This is a genomic window from Gramella sp. KN1008 (assembly GCF_004332155.1).
In the GTDB taxonomy this organism is placed as follows: domain Bacteria; phylum Bacteroidota; class Bacteroidia; order Flavobacteriales; family Flavobacteriaceae; genus Christiangramia.
In genome coordinates, this window is the sequence record NZ_SJDV01000004.1 from 211,195 (window position 1) to 228,227 (window position 17,033).

Annotated in this window: 11 protein-coding genes; 4 read left to right on the top strand and 7 right to left on the bottom strand. The window is 42.0% G+C overall.

Translation table 11 applies throughout. The features are described from left to right. Positions 1 to 4 precede the first annotated feature (4 nt). Together EZJ28_RS09240 and aspS are read right to left on the bottom strand one after the other, a co-directional pair. A complete protein-coding gene (locus EZJ28_RS09240) occupies positions 5 to 1,795 on the bottom strand; it encodes a chloride channel protein (protein ID WP_131397141.1) in 1,791 nt (596 codons plus the stop codon). Positions 1,796 to 1,853: 58 nt separating this feature from the next. Next, the gene (aspS, locus tag EZJ28_RS09245; protein WP_131397143.1) at positions 1,854 to 3,602 is read right to left on the bottom strand and encodes an aspartate--tRNA ligase; all 1,749 of its coding nucleotides are present in this window, start codon (positions 3,600 to 3,602) and stop codon (positions 1,854 to 1,856) included. 231 nt (positions 3,603 to 3,833) lie between these two features. On the opposite strand from aspS, the gene EZJ28_RS09250 reads away from it, so the two are divergent. After that, positions 3,834 to 4,202, top strand: a complete 369-nt coding sequence (locus EZJ28_RS09250) for a toxin-antitoxin system YwqK family antitoxin (protein WP_131397145.1) — start codon at positions 3,834 to 3,836, stop codon at positions 4,200 to 4,202. Between the two features lie 56 nt (positions 4,203 to 4,258). On the opposite strand, the gene EZJ28_RS09255 is transcribed toward EZJ28_RS09250, so the two are convergent. The 4 genes from EZJ28_RS09255 to EZJ28_RS09270 are packed head-to-tail and all read right to left on the bottom strand — an operon-like array spanning position 4,259 to position 10,969. Then, positions 4,259 to 7,741 (bottom strand): efflux RND transporter permease subunit, encoded by a 3,483-nt coding sequence (locus EZJ28_RS09255; RefSeq protein ID WP_131397147.1) that lies wholly within the window; start codon positions 7,739 to 7,741, stop codon positions 4,259 to 4,261. Then, entirely contained in the window at positions 7,734 to 8,915 is a 1,182-nt protein-coding gene (locus EZJ28_RS09260) for an efflux RND transporter periplasmic adaptor subunit (RefSeq protein ID WP_131397149.1), read from the bottom strand. The genes EZJ28_RS09255 and EZJ28_RS09260 overlap by 8 nt, the downstream gene beginning before the upstream one ends. A 19-nt stretch (positions 8,916 to 8,934) precedes the next feature. Next, positions 8,935 to 10,374 carry a TolC family protein gene (locus EZJ28_RS09265; RefSeq protein WP_131397151.1) on the bottom strand — a complete coding sequence of 480 codons (1,440 nt, stop codon included), beginning with the start codon at positions 10,372 to 10,374 and terminating at the stop codon, positions 8,935 to 8,937. After that, a complete protein-coding gene (locus EZJ28_RS09270) occupies positions 10,367 to 10,969 on the bottom strand; it encodes a TetR/AcrR family transcriptional regulator (protein WP_131397152.1) in 603 nt (200 codons plus the stop codon). The genes EZJ28_RS09265 and EZJ28_RS09270 overlap by 8 nt, the downstream gene beginning before the upstream one ends. Positions 10,970 to 11,111: 142 nt before the next feature. On the opposite strand from EZJ28_RS09270, the gene EZJ28_RS09275 reads away from it, so the two are divergent. From EZJ28_RS09275 to odhB, 3 genes are all read left to right on the top strand, one after another. Then, the gene (locus tag EZJ28_RS09275; RefSeq protein ID WP_131397154.1) at positions 11,112 to 12,086 is read left to right on the top strand and encodes a polyprenyl synthetase family protein; all 975 of its coding nucleotides are present in this window, start codon (positions 11,112 to 11,114) and stop codon (positions 12,084 to 12,086) included. 167 nt (positions 12,087 to 12,253) lie between these two features. Next, positions 12,254 to 15,034, top strand: coding sequence for a 2-oxoglutarate dehydrogenase E1 component (locus EZJ28_RS09280; RefSeq protein WP_131397156.1), 2,781 nt, complete (start codon positions 12,254 to 12,256; stop codon positions 15,032 to 15,034). A 51-nt stretch (positions 15,035 to 15,085) separates the two neighbouring features. Continuing rightward, positions 15,086 to 16,354 carry a 2-oxoglutarate dehydrogenase complex dihydrolipoyllysine-residue succinyltransferase gene (odhB, locus tag EZJ28_RS09285; RefSeq protein ID WP_131397158.1) on the top strand — a complete coding sequence of 423 codons (1,269 nt, stop codon included), beginning with the start codon at positions 15,086 to 15,088 and terminating at the stop codon, positions 16,352 to 16,354. 243 nt (positions 16,355 to 16,597) lie between these two features. Here odhB and EZJ28_RS09290 read toward each other — a convergent pair whose 3' ends face one another. Next, complete coding sequence (locus EZJ28_RS09290) at positions 16,598 to 17,032, bottom strand: retropepsin-like aspartic protease (RefSeq protein WP_131397160.1); 435 nt, start codon at positions 17,030 to 17,032, stop codon at positions 16,598 to 16,600. Position 17,033 lies beyond the last annotated feature (1 nt).

The window sequence follows — 17,033 nt, forward strand, 5'->3', positions numbered from 1 at the left end:
ATAGCTAAACGGTAACTTCAATTAATTTTTGCCGGTAGGCAGTAAGGAGTTTTGATTTTGAGATAAATCCTACATATTTATCCTTTTTCACCACCGGTAAATTCCAGGCTCCACTATCCTGGAATTTTTTCATGATCTCTTTCATTCTGTCATTTTCGATATCAATAATTTCTGGTGCCTGCTGCATAATGTCCTGTACCTTCACTTCATGATATAATTTTTCATCGAACATGATAGATCTTATATCATCCAGCAGGATGATCCCCATGAAGTTACGGTTTTCATCTATCACCGGAAAAATATTACGGGACGATTTTACCACTCCCTGGTGGATCACATCGCCCAGGTTCATATCTATCTCGATGGGGATAAAATTCTTTTCTATTACCCTGGTTATGTTCATCAGCGTTAATACTGTATGATCTTTATTGTGGGTAAGCAGATCGCCGCGCTGTGCCAGTTCCATGGTATATACTGAATGCGGCTGGAACTTGGTAGTAATCATGTAAGAGATCGCTGCCGTGATCATCAGTGGAATGAAGAGTTCATAGCCATGTGTGAGTTCGGCAATCAGGAAAATCGCTGTAAGCGGTGCATGCAGAACGCCAGCCATTAATCCGGCCATCCCCACCAGCGTAAAATTACTAACCGATATTGGATTTTTAAAAAGGCCCAGATGATTTAAAATCAATGCAAAACAATGCCCCATGGCACTACCCATGAACATTACAGGAGCAAAAATACCTCCCACGCCACCGGCGCTAAGCGTAAGGGAAGTAGCAATGATTTTGAAAATTACGAGGCCGGCCAGTAAGCATATCACTATCCAGATATTATCCAGATAGGCATTAAAAAGGTTATTGCCCAGTGCCTGCAGATAATTTTCCTGTAGCAAATTGTTCACTACATTATAGCCTTCACCATATAATGGCGGGATAAAATAAATAAGAACCCCTAATGCCAGTCCAGCTATAATCAGCCTTGCAAATTTAGACCTTATCTTCACCATGGTCTTCATGAGTTTAAAGTGGACCCTGGTAAAATAGACAGAACATGCGGCAGCAAGTATGCCAAGCGATATATAGTAAGGTACTTCAGAAATAGTGAATGCATCCTTTAACTGAAAGGGAAGAATTATCTCGTTCCCGTAGAAAAAATAGGAGGTAAGCACTGCTGAAACCGATGCTGTTAATAACGGCAGTAAGGAGGCCAGAGTTAAATCCAGGCTAAATACCTCTATAGCAAAAATGATCGCAGCTATGGGAGCATTGAAAATAGAAGACATGGCTCCGGCAGCAGCACAACCAATAAGAAGGGTACGGTTGGTCTGGTTCATCAGGAAAAGCCTGGAAATATTAGAACTTATGGAAGCACCAGTGGCTACTGTGGGAGCCTCCAGTCCTACCGAACCTCCAAAACCTACAGTTATAGGTGCTGTTATTAAAGAGGCGTACATCTGGAATCTCTTCATGATACCTTTTTGACGCGAAATCGCATACAAAGTAGCAGGAATACCCTGTCCTATTGGCTTCCGGAGAATGAATTTTATGATTAAATAGACAGCGAGTAAACCCAGAACCGGGAATATAAAGTAGAATGCCTGATGGTAGTTAATGAATGACTTTCCTTCAAGCAGTAGCTGAATAAAGTGTGTAAGGTTTTTTATAGTGACTGCACAAATTCCCGCAATAAAGCCTATCAATGCACTTAACATCATCAGAAACTGACGATGTGATAGATTTTTGGACTTCCAGTTCAAAAACCTTTGCAATAAGGATTTTCTGACTTTCGCCACTGTTCTGAGATATTATCAAATGAAGATAAAAAATCCCACAATAGGTGGGATTTAATTTTTATTGTTTCAGCTTAAGATGTAATTCATCAAGCTGTTCTTCATCAAGTCTGGCCGGAGCATCTATCATGATATCCCTTCCTGAATTGTTTTTAGGGAAAGCAATAAAATCTCTGATACTTTCCTGGCCTCCCAGGATAGCAACCAGCCTGTCAAAACCAAAAGCGATCCCCCCGTGAGGCGGTGCGCCATACTGGAACGCGTCCATAAGGAAGCCGAACTGCTCCCTGGCTTCTTCTTCAGTGAAACCAAGATATCTGAACATCTGGGACTGGGTCTGCTTATCGTGGATCCTTATGGAACCACCTCCAATTTCGTTTCCGTTAAGGACAAGGTCATAAGCATTCGCTCTTACTTTGCCCGGTTCGGTTTCAAGAAGTTCAAAGTCTTCTTTCTTTGGAGAAGTAAATGGGTGATGCATGGCGTGGAACCTTTCGGTTTCTTCATCCCACTCCAGCAATGGAAAATCCACAACCCATAATGGAGCAAATTCATCAGACTTGCGTAAGCCCAATTCATTTCCTAAATGCATCCTAAGTGCACTAAGCTGAGTTCGGGTTTTAGCTTTTTCTCCCCCCATTACGAGGATAAGGTCACCAGGTTTGGCATTGGTAGCTTCTGCCCAGGCTTTAAGATCATCCTGAGAATAGAATTTGTCTACAGAAGATTTTAAGCTTCCGTCTTCATTATATTTTGCCCAAACCAGACCGTTAGCGCCTACCTGTGGTCTTTTGACCCAGGAGATGAGCTTATCTATTTCCTTTCTGGTGAAACTTGCAGCGTTTGGAACGGCTATACCAACTATTAGTTCCTGCTGATCAAAGACATTAAAGCCTTTATTTTTAGCTACCTCATTTAATTCACCAAACTCCATCCCGAAACGAATGTCCGGTTTGTCATTACCATATTTACTCATGGCCTCATCAAAGGTCATTCTTGGGAATTTATCTACTTCTACTCCCTTTATTTCCTTTAACAAATGTCTGGTTAGTCCTTCAAAAATATTGAGGATGTCTTCCTGCTCTACAAAAGCCATTTCGCAGTCTATCTGGGTAAATTCCGGCTGCCTGTCGGCTCTGAGGTCTTCGTCCCTGAAACACTTGACGATCTGGAAGTATTTATCCAGTCCGCCTACCATAAGTAGCTGCTTGAAGGTTTGTGGAGACTGGGGAAGGGCATAAAACTGACCTTCGTTCATTCGGCTCGGAACCACAAAATCACGGGCCCCCTCAGGAGTGGATTTGATAAGATAAGGAGTTTCAACCTCTATAAAGCCTTCCCGGGAAAGATAATTTCTAACCTGCATGGCCACCTGGTGACGGAAGATCAATTTATTTTTAACAGGGTTACGGCGAATATCAAGATATCTGTATTTCATCCTGAGATCTTCCCCGCCATCGGTTTCATCTTCAATAGTGAAAGGCGGAGTCACCGAATTATTTAGAATTTTGAAATCTTCCACAAGAACCTCAATTTCCCCGGTAGGGATATTAGGGTTTTTGGATTCTCTCTCTATTACGGTACCCTGAACCTGGATCACGAATTCACGAGCCAGACCTTCAGCCATCTCCATCAGCTCTTTTGATGACCTCTCTTCATCAAAGATCAGCTGGGTTAAACCGTACCGATCACGTAAATCCACCCATATCATGAATCCTTTATTTCTTACTTTCTGAACCCATCCGGCAAGGGTTACTTTGTTGCCTATCTCGCTGGCGTTTAGTTCACCACAGGTATGACTTCTGTACATTTTTATACTCCAATTTTGAATGGGCACAAAAGTAAGAAGTTCTGGGGTTTTCTATAAGCATTATGAATTAAAATTGAAGCAGAGATTAATTTATGCCTCCATAGGTTCCGGAATTTTAATAGGTGAAAATCATTTTTTGGAGAGTTCCAATGTTAAGTTAAGGTTATGTAAATGTTGAATTAATGTAAACTTTCGTTATATTTGATAGGTTAATCTCATAGTAAATCAACTATGAAGAGATTTAAAAATATGGCCATGGCAGCCTTTTTGATAACAGGAAGTACTGTTATGGCGCAGGATAATGACCCTAAACCTGTATTCGAAAAACAGGGAGAATTAATTAAAGGAACGTTTTATTATGAAGATGGAAGTATTAGACAGGAAGGTACGTACAAGAACGGAAAGCTCGATGGGCAATGGATTTCTTACGACCAAAACGGTGAGAAGACAGCCATCGCACATTATAACAAAGGAGAAAAAGAAGGGAAATGGTTTTTTTGGAATGGTGATCAACTTACTGAGGTAGATTTTGAAAAGAGCAGGATCACTTCTGTAAATAAATGGAAAACTGAAGAGCCTTTGTTGAGTAACGGCAATTAGTAAAAGATACCGTATCTATAAAAAGAAAACCCCGCACTTTAGCGGGGTTTATTTTTCTAGGTATTTACCAGTTCTCTTTTTTTCCTTTCTTTCCTCTCGATCTTTTTATCTCTTATCCTGATTTTGGCCCTGTTCACCAGATAGAACATAACCGGAACTACCACAAGTGTAAGGAAGGTTGCGAAAACCAGTCCGAAGATTACTGTCCAGGCCAGGGGCCCCCAGAAAATAACGTTGTCACCTCCAACATATATCCTCGGATCATAATTGATGAACAGGTTGAAGAAGTCAATGTTCAACCCTACCGCAAGCGGGATAAGTCCCAGAACGGTTGTGATCGCGGTAAGAATTACAGGTCTTAACCTGGATTTTCCTCCGGCCACGATGGTGTCAAAATACTGTTTTCGGTTAAGGTGTTCGTCTGGATTAAGCCCCAGTTCCTTTTTCTTCCGGTCTATAAGTATCTGCGTATAGTCTATCAGTACAATCGCATTGTTTACTACAATCCCTGCCAGCGAAATAATACCCATCATGGTCATGATGATGATAAAATCCATCTGAAAGATGGTTAATCCCATGAATACACCAACGAGACTTAATACAACTGCCATTAGTATTATAAAAGGCCTGGAAATGGAATTGAACTGGGCTACCAGAATAAGCAGAATACCACCTATGGCGATAAGAAGAGCCTTTAGAAGGAAGTTCATGTTCTCTGCCTGTTCTTCCTGCTCCCCGGTGAATTGAAGGTTGATATTCTTAGGCAGCTCATAGTTCTTTAATTCGGTTTTTAATCTTTCAACTATTTCATTTCCATTGTATCCTTCTAAAACATTAGAATAAAGTGTAATGACCCTTTTCAGGTCTTTTCTTTTGATCGAACTGAATGAAGATGCCACGTCGGTCTCCACCAGCGAGGAAATTGGCACCTGTTTGATCTTTCCGGTATTCTGATCCCTGAAGGTGATTGGCTGATTGAACAAGGCATTCTGATTATAACGATATTCCTCATTAAGTCTAACGTTCACCTCGTAATCATCATCTCCCTTTTTAAATGTTGAAACTTCTTCACCATAGATGGACCGTCTTAATGTCTGGCCCACCTGGGAGGTTGAAACTCCAAGCTGACCAGCCTTTTTTCTGTCCACCCTAACATCCAGTTCAGGTTTGGTCTTATTAACGTCAATTTTCAGTTCTTCGATTCCCTGCACATTGAGACTTTGAATATAGGATCTGATGTTTTCAGCCTCGGCAAGCATCTGCTCGTAGTCATCGCCCTGGAGTTCCAGGTTTACGGGGTATCCTGCAGGTGGGCCCACGGCATCTTTCTCTACAATGATGGAGGCTCCCGGAAATCCTTTTACGGCTTCCCGTACTTCTGTGAGTACCTGGCTACTTGGCGTACCTCGTCTCTGGTTGAATTTACGCATGGTGACGGTCACTTTTCCGCGATGAGGCATTTCGTTCTGCTGGCCCATATCGGTCATAGGATTGCCGGATCCCTGACCCACCTGGGATATGACCGATTCTACCATATAATTATATCCATCTTCGTCTTCGTACTTTTCAACGACATTCATCACCTGTTTCTCTACCATCCTGGTTAGCTTGTTCGTCTTTTCAATGTCGGTTCCTTCGGGATATTCAATATAAGTTATGATCTGTTTCGGTTCATTTTCGGGAAACAGTGATACCTTTGGCTGCACCATTCCAAATAGCATAAGGGAAAGAACAAGTAAAAGGATGGTTCCGAAGAAAAAGAAATAGGCATTTCTTCCTCTCAGAGCATATTTCAGCGATCTCTCGTAGTTGCTTTCAAGCTTCTTAAGGGCACGGAACTGAAAATAGTCTACTGCTTTGGAAAGTACATATTTGTAGAACCATAGAAGCAGAACGGCAAATATCAGCAGATTCCCTATTCCCCTGAAGAATCCGGTGTTAAGCATGTAGCCGGCAAGTACCATTAGAATTCCAACGGCCCCCATAATGATACTAAGCCTTACCAGTTTTTTCTTTTTGATCTTTCCTTCCTCGGTTTTCATGAACTGGGAGGTAAGCATGGAATTGATGATAAGCGCTACGAAAAGCGACGAGCTTAGAACTATGGAGAGGGTGATCGGGAAAATGATCATGAATTTACCCATTATTCCCGGCCAAAGTCCGAGTGGGAAAAAGGCTGCAAGGGTAGTTGCGGTAGAAGCGATAATAGGCCAGGCAATCTCACCCAGACCCTGTTTAGCCGCTTTAAGACGAGGCATCCCTTCATCCATAAGTGTATAAACATTTTCTACCACCACAATTCCGTTATCCACCAGCATTCCCAGACCCATTACAAGGGCGAACAGTACCATTGTGTTGAGGGTGTACCCCATAGTGGAGAGGATGATATACGATAACAGCATGGAGAGTGGAATGGCGATACCTACGAAAAGTGCATTTCTGAAACCCAAGAAGAACATCAATACCAGTACTACCAGGATAACCCCGAAAATGATATTGTTCACCAGGTCGTTCACCTGGTCTTCGGTATCGGTGGAGAGGTCATTAGTGAGGCTCACATGAAGATCCCCGGGTAAATATTCTTCCTCTTCGGTCTTAACGATCTCCTTGATCTTCTCTACCGCCTCGATCATGTTTTCCCCGCTTCGTTTTTTAATATCGAGCATTACTACAGGATCTCCATATTCCCTGGCGTAGGTGGTAGGATCTTTCTCCTGAAAATTGATCTTGGCGATATCCTTTAAAAAGATGTTTCCGCCATCCCGTTTTACCACCACATCCCTTAATTCTTTCGGATCTGTGATTTCACCAATAATCCTGATATTCTTTTGAACTCCGCTGGTGATGATATTTCCTCCCGAAATTGTCCTGTTTTCAGCACTTATGGAATTGATGACGTCCTGAAAGCTAACTTCTGAAGCGCTCATTTTATAAACGTCCAGCGCGATCTCAATTTCCATCTCTTCAGCACCGCGAATACTCGCTTCCTTGATCTCAGGTAACAATTCTATCTTTTCCTGAAGGTACTCTGCATAATCTTTCAGCTGTTGTACGGTATAATCTCCTGTAAGGTTGATATTGAGAATGGGCATTTCTTCCGAAAGGTTCAGGTCAAATACGTTAGGTTCTACCTTGGCGCCGTTATCCATGGTGGGCCAGGTGGTTTCGGCCTTAACAAGATCTACTTTATCCTTTACCTTTTGCTTGGCAGATTCCACACTCACATCCTCATTAAAGGTGACGATCACCATCGAATAATCCTGAAGGGTAGTGGAGGTGATCTCATCTACTCCTCCAATATCATTGAATTCTTCCTCCAAAGGTTCGGTGATGAACTTCTCCACATCTTCAGCCGAGTTGCCCGGGTTAATGGAGCTCACATATATTTTGGTTTCCACCACTTCGGGAAAAGATTCCCGGGGCATACCGTAATATGAGATGAGACCTCCTACCACTATAATGGCAATGATCACATAAACGGTCATCTTGTTATCGATGGCCCATGAGGAGAGTTTAAATTCTCGGTCTATCTTATTCATTGCCTGGCTCGTTGTTGATTTGTACTTCCTGTCCTTCTCTCAGGCTTTTTGATCCTTCGGTGATGAGTATTTCATTGTTTTTTAAACCGCTGGTCACCTCAATAGAATCGTTGTAAACATAACCCGTTTCTATCACGCTCTTTTTCGCAGTTCCCTGTTTGTTAGAGTCTCCGGGCTCAAATATGTACACAAGACTTTCTCCCAGGGCGTTCTTCTGAATGCTGCTTTCCGGGATCACGATCGCATTTTCTGAAGTGTAATCGTTCAGTTTAAGTGTTGCGATCTGGTTAGGCTTAATAAGTCCGTCTCCGTTAGGGATTTTCACCTTTACCATGAAAGATCTGTTATTCGGATTGATATTATTGCTCACCTGGCTCACTTCACCATTAAACTCTTTATTAACCGACGATATCTGAACCTTTACAGTTGTTCCTTTTTTTACCTTTCCGAGGTAATTTTCAGGAACCGCTGCCTCTACATACATATCATCAAGACTCACAAGGCGGAATAATTGACTCTGTCCGGGATTGACCACTTCTCCCTGCTCGCTTATCACTTCATCTATGGTTCCCGTAAACGGTGCGGTTACCACAGTTTTAGAAAGTTGAGATTTTAGCTGGTTCACAGAGCTTTGCATAGATTCGTAATTTGTTTTCGCTTCCAGGTATTGGATCTCCGAACCTATATTTTGCTTCCATAACCTTTCCTGACGTTCAAATGTCGTTTTTGCCAGGGCTGCCTGTGCTTCCAGCTGGGCTAACTGGCTTCTTAATCCACCGTCGTCAATGGTAGCCAGAGTCTGACCTTTTCTCACCCTGTCACCTTCTTCCACATACACGCGGGTTAACAGACCCGAAAATTCAGGATAAATAATGATATTTTCATCAGTCGCCACATCGCCCTGTACTTCAGCGAAATGTCTGAATTGCTGTCCTTTTATAGTGTCTACTCTCACCAGTGTTAGCTGTCTGGTAGTATCCAGCCTTTTTATGGCATCTTCCAGCTTGTCTATTTCAGTTGCAAGTTCACTTTGCCTGCTGCTAAGTTCAGATTTCTTCGCTCTTATTGTGGAAAGGTCCTCTGTAGCGATCACATCGTCTACCGATTTGCTTTTCTCCTCTTCACAGGATATTATAGCAAGGGAAACAAAGAATAGTAAGATGATTTTTTTCATTTTATAATTATAAGCGAGGTTATTTTTTGTCTTCATAAGTTCTTGTGTCCAATAGGTTTTCCAGTGCGACTTTTGCTGTAATCACGTTGAGCATTGCCTGCAAATAGTCCTGTTGTGCAGTATAAAGCTGGCGTTGTGCCTGGCTTAGGTCAAAGCTGGAAGCGATTCCCTCAAAAAATTTGATCTGGTTCTTGTTTTCAACTCTCTCAGCCAGTTCAAGATTTTTCTTCATGTTATTAAGATTTTCCAATGCGAATTCATAATCGCTTCTGGCCATATTTATCTGCCGTTTCACTTCACTTTCAGTTTGCTCCAGTTCCAGTAGGGCCTGTTCTAATTTTATCTCTCTCTGTTTTGTTCTGGAGCTTCGCATCCCGCTGCTGAAGATTGGGATATTAAGGCTAACGCCCAGGATGGACTGGCCAAAATATTCCTGATCACTATTAAGAAAGGTAAATTTGTCGCTGTAACCCTGGTAACCGTAGTTCACGAATCCGGAGAGGCTTGGCAAAGCTTTGGCTTTTTGAAGTTTAAGCTGGATTTCAGCTGATTCTGCGGAATTGGCCGCGATACGATAATCTATATTATCTTCTACCTGTATATCACGGTTCAAAAGACTAAGGTCGTAATACTCCATGGCTAGCTGAGACAGATCATCTGTTAAGACAACCTGGGCCTCTACGGGGATTCCCAGGCTAATGTTTAAGATCTCGTAAGTGATGTCCCGCATTCTTTCACTGCGACTTAACTGGTTTTGCAGATTAAGTAAAGTGATCTCAAGCTGCTCCACATTTTCCTGCTCGGTAAGCCCATTTTCATAGATCTTCTGCGTTTGCTCAAAATTCTGCTGAACCGTTTCCAGGTTCTTTTCCAGTATTTCCACGCTTTCTTCTGCAAGGATCACATTTCCGTAAGCATTGATGACAGCTTTTTTTACCTCAAGATCGGTCTTGGTTTTGGCGTTTTTGGAGATCTGTAATAATGTTTTAGCCGATTGTACGCCTATGATATAAGAGCCGTCAAAGATCAACTGGTTCCAGGTCGCGGTGGCATTCATGCTCTGTTTTGTCCCGAAGCGAACGGGGATAAAACCCTGGGGAGTTTCAACAGCGCGGCTGTTTCGCTCTACATTTTCAAAATAATCCTGTACGATATCTATCGTGCTTTGGGTGTTATCAAAGGCTGCCGCCGGTAAGAGCGTCACAGGTTGCTTGAGGTAGTTCTGATAATTCACACCTCCACTAATCTGTGGTAAACCCTGAGCAATAATCTCCCATTTTTGCTTAAGGGCGATCTCAACATCCTTTTGCGCTACCTGCGAACGGTAATTATTCTCAATTCCGAATTCAATAGCCTCTTTTAAAGAAAAAGAATAGGATTGTATGCTATCTGTTTCCTGGGCAGAAATTCCCAGGCAGCTAGTTAGAAAGATCAGAATGATCCAGTTCAGTTTATTCATGTTTAACTATTAATTCTTCTAGTTTTTTAATTCCTTTTTCGGTACAAATAGCCCTAAGATGATACTCCATAAGCTGCTCCATGAGATAGATCTTGGAATACTCCTCTGGTGGGAACAGGTTGGGATCCTTGATGTTCTGCATGGCCTTAAAGTATATCTTACTTATAAAATCTACAGGGATATCCTTGCGGTAGCATCCTAATTTAATTCCTCTTTCAAGATTCTCCTGTACACAGGATTCCATAAGCTCGAACTGTTTTGAATTGAGCTCCTCATAGATCCTGGGGTAATATTTCTGAAGCTGATACTGCGGTGAGGATTTTTCATCTTTAAGACGGTGCATAACAAATTGCTTCATCTCAAAATTCTCTTCCAGCGGGTGTGGCTTGGCTGCTCTTATTTCATCTAACCCATTCTGAATGGAATGGAAGATGTGCGTTGCGGCTGCATGAACCAGTTTTGTCTTGGTGGGATAATAATTATAGATGGTCTTTTTGGACATTCCCAGTTTCTCAGCAATATCGTCCATGGTCACGCTCTTAAAGCCGTAATGCAGGAACATCTCGGCAGCCGTATTCAGAATTTTTTCTTTCACCTTCTTTTAGAAATTTGGCGCAAATTTAGGTTGAGGAAACTTTAAAAACAAAATAAGTTTCCAAAGTTTAAACTTATTTAACAAATGATTAAAATTTGAAATATTTTCAATTATGGTATTTTAGCGGAAAAATTTTCTATTAATGTTATCAATTTTCCAGTACCGTTCCGCTGTCACAGAATATTTGCACGAAAAGATCAGGGTAAAGGAGCCGGCAAATTTATATGAGCCTATGGTTTACATCCTTGAACAGGGAGGGAAACGTTTAAGGCCGGTGCTGGTACTCATGTCTTGTGAGGTTTTTGATTGCGATTATAAAAAAGCACTGGATGCAGCGCTGGCAATAGAGATCTTTCATAATTTCTCCCTTGTACATGATGATATAATGGACGATGCGCCTTTAAGAAGAGGTAAGGAAACGGTACATGAAAAATGGGATATAAACACCGGGATTCTTTCTGGTGATGCCATGTTGATAAATGCCTATCAGTTTTTCGAGAGTTATGAAGGGGAAACCTTTAAAGAGCTTTCCACCCTATTTACAAAAACCGCTATCCAGGTTTGCGAAGGTCAGCAGTATGATATAGACTTTGAAACAAGGGACAATGTAAGCATCGAAGATTACCTCCTGATGATAGAATATAAAACGGCTGTTCTTGTGGGAGCCGCTCTTCAGATGGGAGCCATCGTGGCGGGAACTTCCAGAGAATGTAAGGAAGCGATATACCAGTATGGGCGTTTACTGGGAATAGCATTTCAGCTTCAGGACGATTATCTGGACGCTTTCGGGGATCCCGAAACATTTGGAAAACAATCCGGGGGAGATATAATTGAAAATAAAAAGACCTTTTTGTATTTAAAGACCCTGGAGCGTGCTAACAGGAGTGAAGCGCTTCAGCTGGAACACTTGTATTCCATTAGTCCGGCAGAGAATTCCGGAAAGATCGAGGCGGTGAAAGCACTATTTGAAAGTAGTGGCGCGGCCGAGCTAACCCGTAACGAGATCAGGAAATATACCTCCAGAGCTTTTGAGATCCTTGAAAAGATCGAAATTTCCGATGCCAAAAAAGAGCCTTTAAGGAAATTTGGCGAGATGCTTATGGAGAGGCAGGTTTAAAATATTCTCGTACTTTCCTGTTTAAATAGAAATTACAGCGATTTTCCTATCCTGTTAAAATTCCTATAATCCTATAGATAATTATCATAAAGCCTACAAGCTGTTTTTTGTAAAAATTGTATTTTTGCTATGTTTTTAAAAACAGAAGAAACATTGGTTTCAATTTTATGGATAGATTTTCATTTCTAAATGCTGCTCATACTGCACATTTCGCAGAACTTTACGATCAATACTTAATTAATCCTGATAGTGTAGAGCCCAGTTGGAGGGCTTTTTTTCAAGGATTTGACTTTGGAATGCAGGAAAATGGCATTTCTGGTGAAGTATTGGAAGAAGCTCCTGTTGAATTTGCTGAAGGAGAGATACCGGCACATGTAATAAAGGAGTTTCAGGTAATACGATTGATCGACGGCTATCGAACCCGTGGGCATTTGTTCACAAAAACCAATCCTGTAAGGGAAAGAAGAAAATATACACCTACTCTTGACATTTCCAATTTCGGGCTGGAAGAAAGTGACCTTGGCACCACCTTTAATGCAGGTGATGTTCTGGGGATAGGGCCTGCTACTTTAAAGGAGATAATAAGACACCTTGAGAATGTTTACTGTGATTCCATCGGGATCGAGTATATGTATATAAGAAAGCCAGAGGAAATTGCCTGGATTCAGAGCAAGTTGAATATCAACGAAAATCATCCGGATTTTGACGCTGAACGTAAAAAGCAGATCCTCAAGAAACTGAATGAAGCTGTTTCTTTTGAATCTTTTCTGCATACCAAATATGTAGGCCAGAAGCGCTTTTCACTTGAAGGAGGGGAAAGCCTTATTCCGGCCCTTGATGCTTTAATAGAAAAAGCGGCTGAACGGGGAGTGAAGGATTTTGTGATGGGAATGGCCCACCGGGGACGTTTGAACACTCTTACCAATATCTTTGGGAAAAGTGCCAAGGATATTTTCAGTGAATTCGACGGCAAGGATTACGAGCAGGATATATTTGACGGAGATGTTAAGTACCATCTTGGATGGACTTCTTGTCGTACCACAGATACAGGAAAGGAAATAAATATAAATATAGCTCCCAACCCATCTCACCTGGAAACAGTAGGATCTGTGGTTGAAGGGATTACCCGGGCAAAACAGGATCGTCGTCATGATGGTGATCATTCGCAGGTGCTGCCTATACTTGTACATGGAGATGCGGCTATCGCTGGCCAGGGTGTTGTGTATGAAATTGTTCAAATGGCCCAACTGGAAGGCTATCACACCGGGGGGACCATACATATAGTGGTGAACAATCAGATAGGGTTTACCACCAATTATCTCGATGCTCGGAGTTCAACATATTGTACAGATGTTGGAAAGGTGACTTTATCCCCGGTACTGCATGTGAATTCTGATGATGCTGAGGCAGTGGTTCATGCCATACTTTTCGCCCTTGATTTCAGGATGAAATTCAAAAGGGATGTATTTATAGACCTGCTGGGATACAGAAAGTATGGCCATAATGAAGGTGATGAGCCAAGGTTTACACAGCCTAAACTTTACAAGGCCATCGCCAAGCACAAGAACGCACGGGATATTTATTTTGAAAAACTTAAAAAGGAAGGCGTTGTAGATGACGCCTACCTCAAAGACCTTGAAGAGACCTACAAGGCCGCCCTTGAGGAAAAACTTGAGGATTCCAGGAAAGAAGAAACAACCCGTATCACTCCATTTATGCAGGATGAATGGGAAGGCTTCGAAAATGTCCAGGAAGAACAGATGATGCAGGAAGTGGATACTACCTTCCCGTTAGAAAAACTTGATAAGGTAGCAGAGGCCGTTTCAAAACTTCCGGAAGACAAGAAATTTATGAGAAAGATACAGAAGCTCATAGATTCAAGGCGTAAGATGTATTTTGAAGACAATAAGCTTGATTGGGCTATGGCCGAACATCTGGCTTACGGTTCCCTGATGGCCGAAGGTTATAATATTAGAATTAGTGGTCAGGACAGTGAAAGGGGGACTTTCTCTCACCGTCATGGGGTCGTTAAGGTGGAAGACAGTGAAGAAGAGATCATTCTTCATAATAATATTGAAGATCGAGAGGGTGATTTTTTCATCTATAACTCACCGCTTTCCGAATACGGGGTGATGGGCTTTGATTATGGATATGCTATGGCAAGTCCAACAACACTCGCGATCTGGGAAGCGCAGTTCGGAGATTTCGTAAACGGTGCCCAGATCCTTATAGATCAGTATATCTCTGCAGCAGAAGATAAATGGAAAATCCAAAACGGTCTGGTGCTTTTCCTTCCTCATGGATATGAAGGTCAGGGAGCGGAACACTCTTCAGCAAGGATGGAGCGTTTCCTTCAACTTTGTGCAAAGGACAATATGTATGTTGCCGATATTTCCACGCCGGCCAATATGTTCCACCTTCTAAGAAGGCAGATGAAGGCTAATTTCAGAAAACCTCTTGTTATTTTCACTCCCAAGAGTTTGCTAAGGCATCCAAAGGTGATCTCCACCAAAGAGGAGTTTGCGAATGGAAGTTTCCAGCCTGTTATTGATGATAACGAGGCGAATGTGGATAAGGTGAAAAGCCTGGTATTCTGTACCGGTAAATTCTACTATGATCTTCTGAAGCATAAAGAGGAGAATAACAGGGAAGATGTGGCGCTGGTACGTGTAGAACAATTATTCCCTCTGCCTACTGTACGGATGAAGGAGATAATAAGCAAATACACGAATGCTGATGATGTGGTATGGGCACAGGAAGAACCCCGGAATATGGGAGCTTACAGCCACCTTTTGTTGCATTTTGAAGAGGCACGAAAATTCAGGGTATGCAGCCGTAAATTCTATGGATCTCCTGCTGCCGGTAGTGCGGTTCGATTCAAAAAACGCCACGAACGTGTTATAAACAGTGTTTTTGACAAAGACCTTAACGAAGAAGAAAATAATTAAGAATCAACGATTTCCTGATATTCAGGACACAAATAAAAAACGAGAATAATCATGGCCTTAGAAATGAAAGTTCCTTCACCCGGGGAATCCATCACTGAAGTTGAAATAGCCCAGTGGCTGGTAGAAGACGGGGATTATGTTGAAAAAGATCAGGCAATTGCCGAAGTAGATAGTGACAAAGCTACTCTGGAACTTCCTGCCGAAGCCAGCGGTATAATCACTTTAAAAGCCGAGGAAGGCGATCTGGTTGAGGTTGGCGAGGTAGTATGCCTTATTGATACCGAAGCAGAAAAACCAGGAGGTGACAAGGAGGAAAAACCGGCTGAAGAAGAGGAAAAGGAACGCCAGGAAAGCAAAGAAGATAAAAAGGACAGTGATAAGGCAGAGCCTAAAACAGAGACTCCATCCAAATCCAGTACTCCAGGTCAGAAACAGGATACTTATGCTACGGGAAGTCCTTCTCCTGCAGCAAAAAAGATACTTGACGAAAAAGGAATAGACCCTAAAGAAGTGAAAGGTTCGGGTAAAGACGGCCGAATTACGAAAGAAGATGCTGTTGAAGCCAAAGCTTCTATGGGAACACCGGGTACAGGCAAACGCGGAGAATCGCGTAAGAAAATGTCAATGTTCCGCCGTAAGCTTTCCGAAAGACTTGTAAGCGCGAAGAACGATACGGCCATGCTTACGACATTTAATGAGGTTGATATGTCGCCGATCTTCGCACTGCGTAAGAAGTATAAGGAAGAGTTCAAAGAAAAGCATGGGGTTAGCCTCGGTTTTATGTCATTCTTCACTCTGGCTTGCGTTCGTGCCCTGGAGGAATATCCGGCGGTTAATTCCATGATAGATGGGAAAGAGGTAGTGAGTTACGACTATAAAGACATTAGCATCGCGGTATCGGGACCAAAAGGTCTTACAGTTCCTGTTATAAGAAATGCCGAAAATCTTAGTTTCAGAGGCGTGGAAAGTGAAGTGAAACGTCTTGCTATAAGGGCACGTGACGGACAGATCACAGTAGATGAAATGACAGGAGGTACCTTTACCATTACAAATGGTGGGGTGTTTGGTTCTATGCTGTCTACACCTATAATCAATCCACCTCAGAGCGCTATTCTGGGAATGCATAATATCGTGGAAAGACCTGTAGCTATTGATGGTCATGTTGAGATAAGACCGATCATGTATGTGGCTCTTTCTTACGATCACAGGATCATAGACGGCAGGGAATCTGTAGGCTTTCTTGTAGCAGTTAAGGAAGCACTGGAAAATCCTGAAGAATTACTAATGGATAATGATGTGAAACGAGCTCTTGAATTATAATTAGAGAGAGAAAATAAATGAATAAAAAAGTCCCGGGATCGGGACTTTTTTATTTCTAACAAAAATTAAAACAAAACTAACAAACGAACGACATTTAAAGCTAAAACTCCTACCACCAAAATGGCCAGGATTAAAAAGAAGAATTGAGATAGGAGTTTACTTTTGATGACGTATGATTTATTGTAACCATTCAAAGCTATCAATAAATAAGAGACGGGTCAAAGGGGAAATTTCCCCTTATTTTTATTTAAGGTAGAGAGCTTTGTTCTTGTAGTCTATAACAGCTTTTCCTTTTTTGAGGATATCGGCACCGATGATACCGTGCACTTTTTCTGCCTTATGGTTTATAAGGGCCTGGTTCACATGTTTAAGATCAAAGAGTACCAGGTCTACTTTTTTCTTTTTCCATCCTTTGATCTCCACCCGGTTCTTCAGGGAGATCTGGGTAAGCATATTGGTAGCTCCGGCACCAGCGGCTTTGATGTCGCTGTCTTCAGGTAATAGTTCAAAATGTTCCACGGCATCCAGGCCTACACAGGTGCTTGAAGCGCCCGTATCCAGTATAAAGTTTCCTTCAATATCGTTGATCTTCGCGATTACTTCCAGGTGATTCGTCTTGGTGAACTTTAATTCTATTCGCTTATATCCCTTCTCTTTTAATAGCTTTTTCAAAGACATT

What these genes read in the sequence shown, in the direction of transcription:
- aspS (WP_131397143.1), bottom strand. Translation starts at nt 3,602, where the DNA reads ATGTACAGAAGTCATACCTGTGGTGAACTAAACGCCAGCGAGATAGGC.
- EZJ28_RS09250 (WP_131397145.1), top strand. Translation starts at nt 3,834, where the DNA reads ATGAAGAGATTTAAAAATATGGCCATGGCAGCCTTTTTGATAACAGGA.
- EZJ28_RS09255 (WP_131397147.1), bottom strand. Translation starts at nt 7,741, where the DNA reads ATGAATAAGATAGACCGAGAATTTAAACTCTCCTCATGGGCCATCGAT.
- EZJ28_RS09260 (WP_131397149.1), bottom strand. Translation starts at nt 8,915, where the DNA reads ATGAAAAAAATCATCTTACTATTCTTTGTTTCCCTTGCTATAATATCC.
- EZJ28_RS09265 (WP_131397151.1), bottom strand. Translation starts at nt 10,374, where the DNA reads ATGAATAAACTGAACTGGATCATTCTGATCTTTCTAACTAGCTGCCTG.
- EZJ28_RS09275 (WP_131397154.1), top strand. Translation starts at nt 11,112, where the DNA reads ATGTTATCAATTTTCCAGTACCGTTCCGCTGTCACAGAATATTTGCAC.
- EZJ28_RS09280 (WP_131397156.1), top strand. Translation starts at nt 12,254, where the DNA reads ATGGATAGATTTTCATTTCTAAATGCTGCTCATACTGCACATTTCGCA.
- odhB (WP_131397158.1), top strand. Translation starts at nt 15,086, where the DNA reads ATGGCCTTAGAAATGAAAGTTCCTTCACCCGGGGAATCCATCACTGAA.
- EZJ28_RS09290 (WP_131397160.1), bottom strand. Translation starts at nt 17,032, where the DNA reads ATGTCTTTGAAAAAGCTATTAAAAGAGAAGGGATATAAGCGAATAGAA.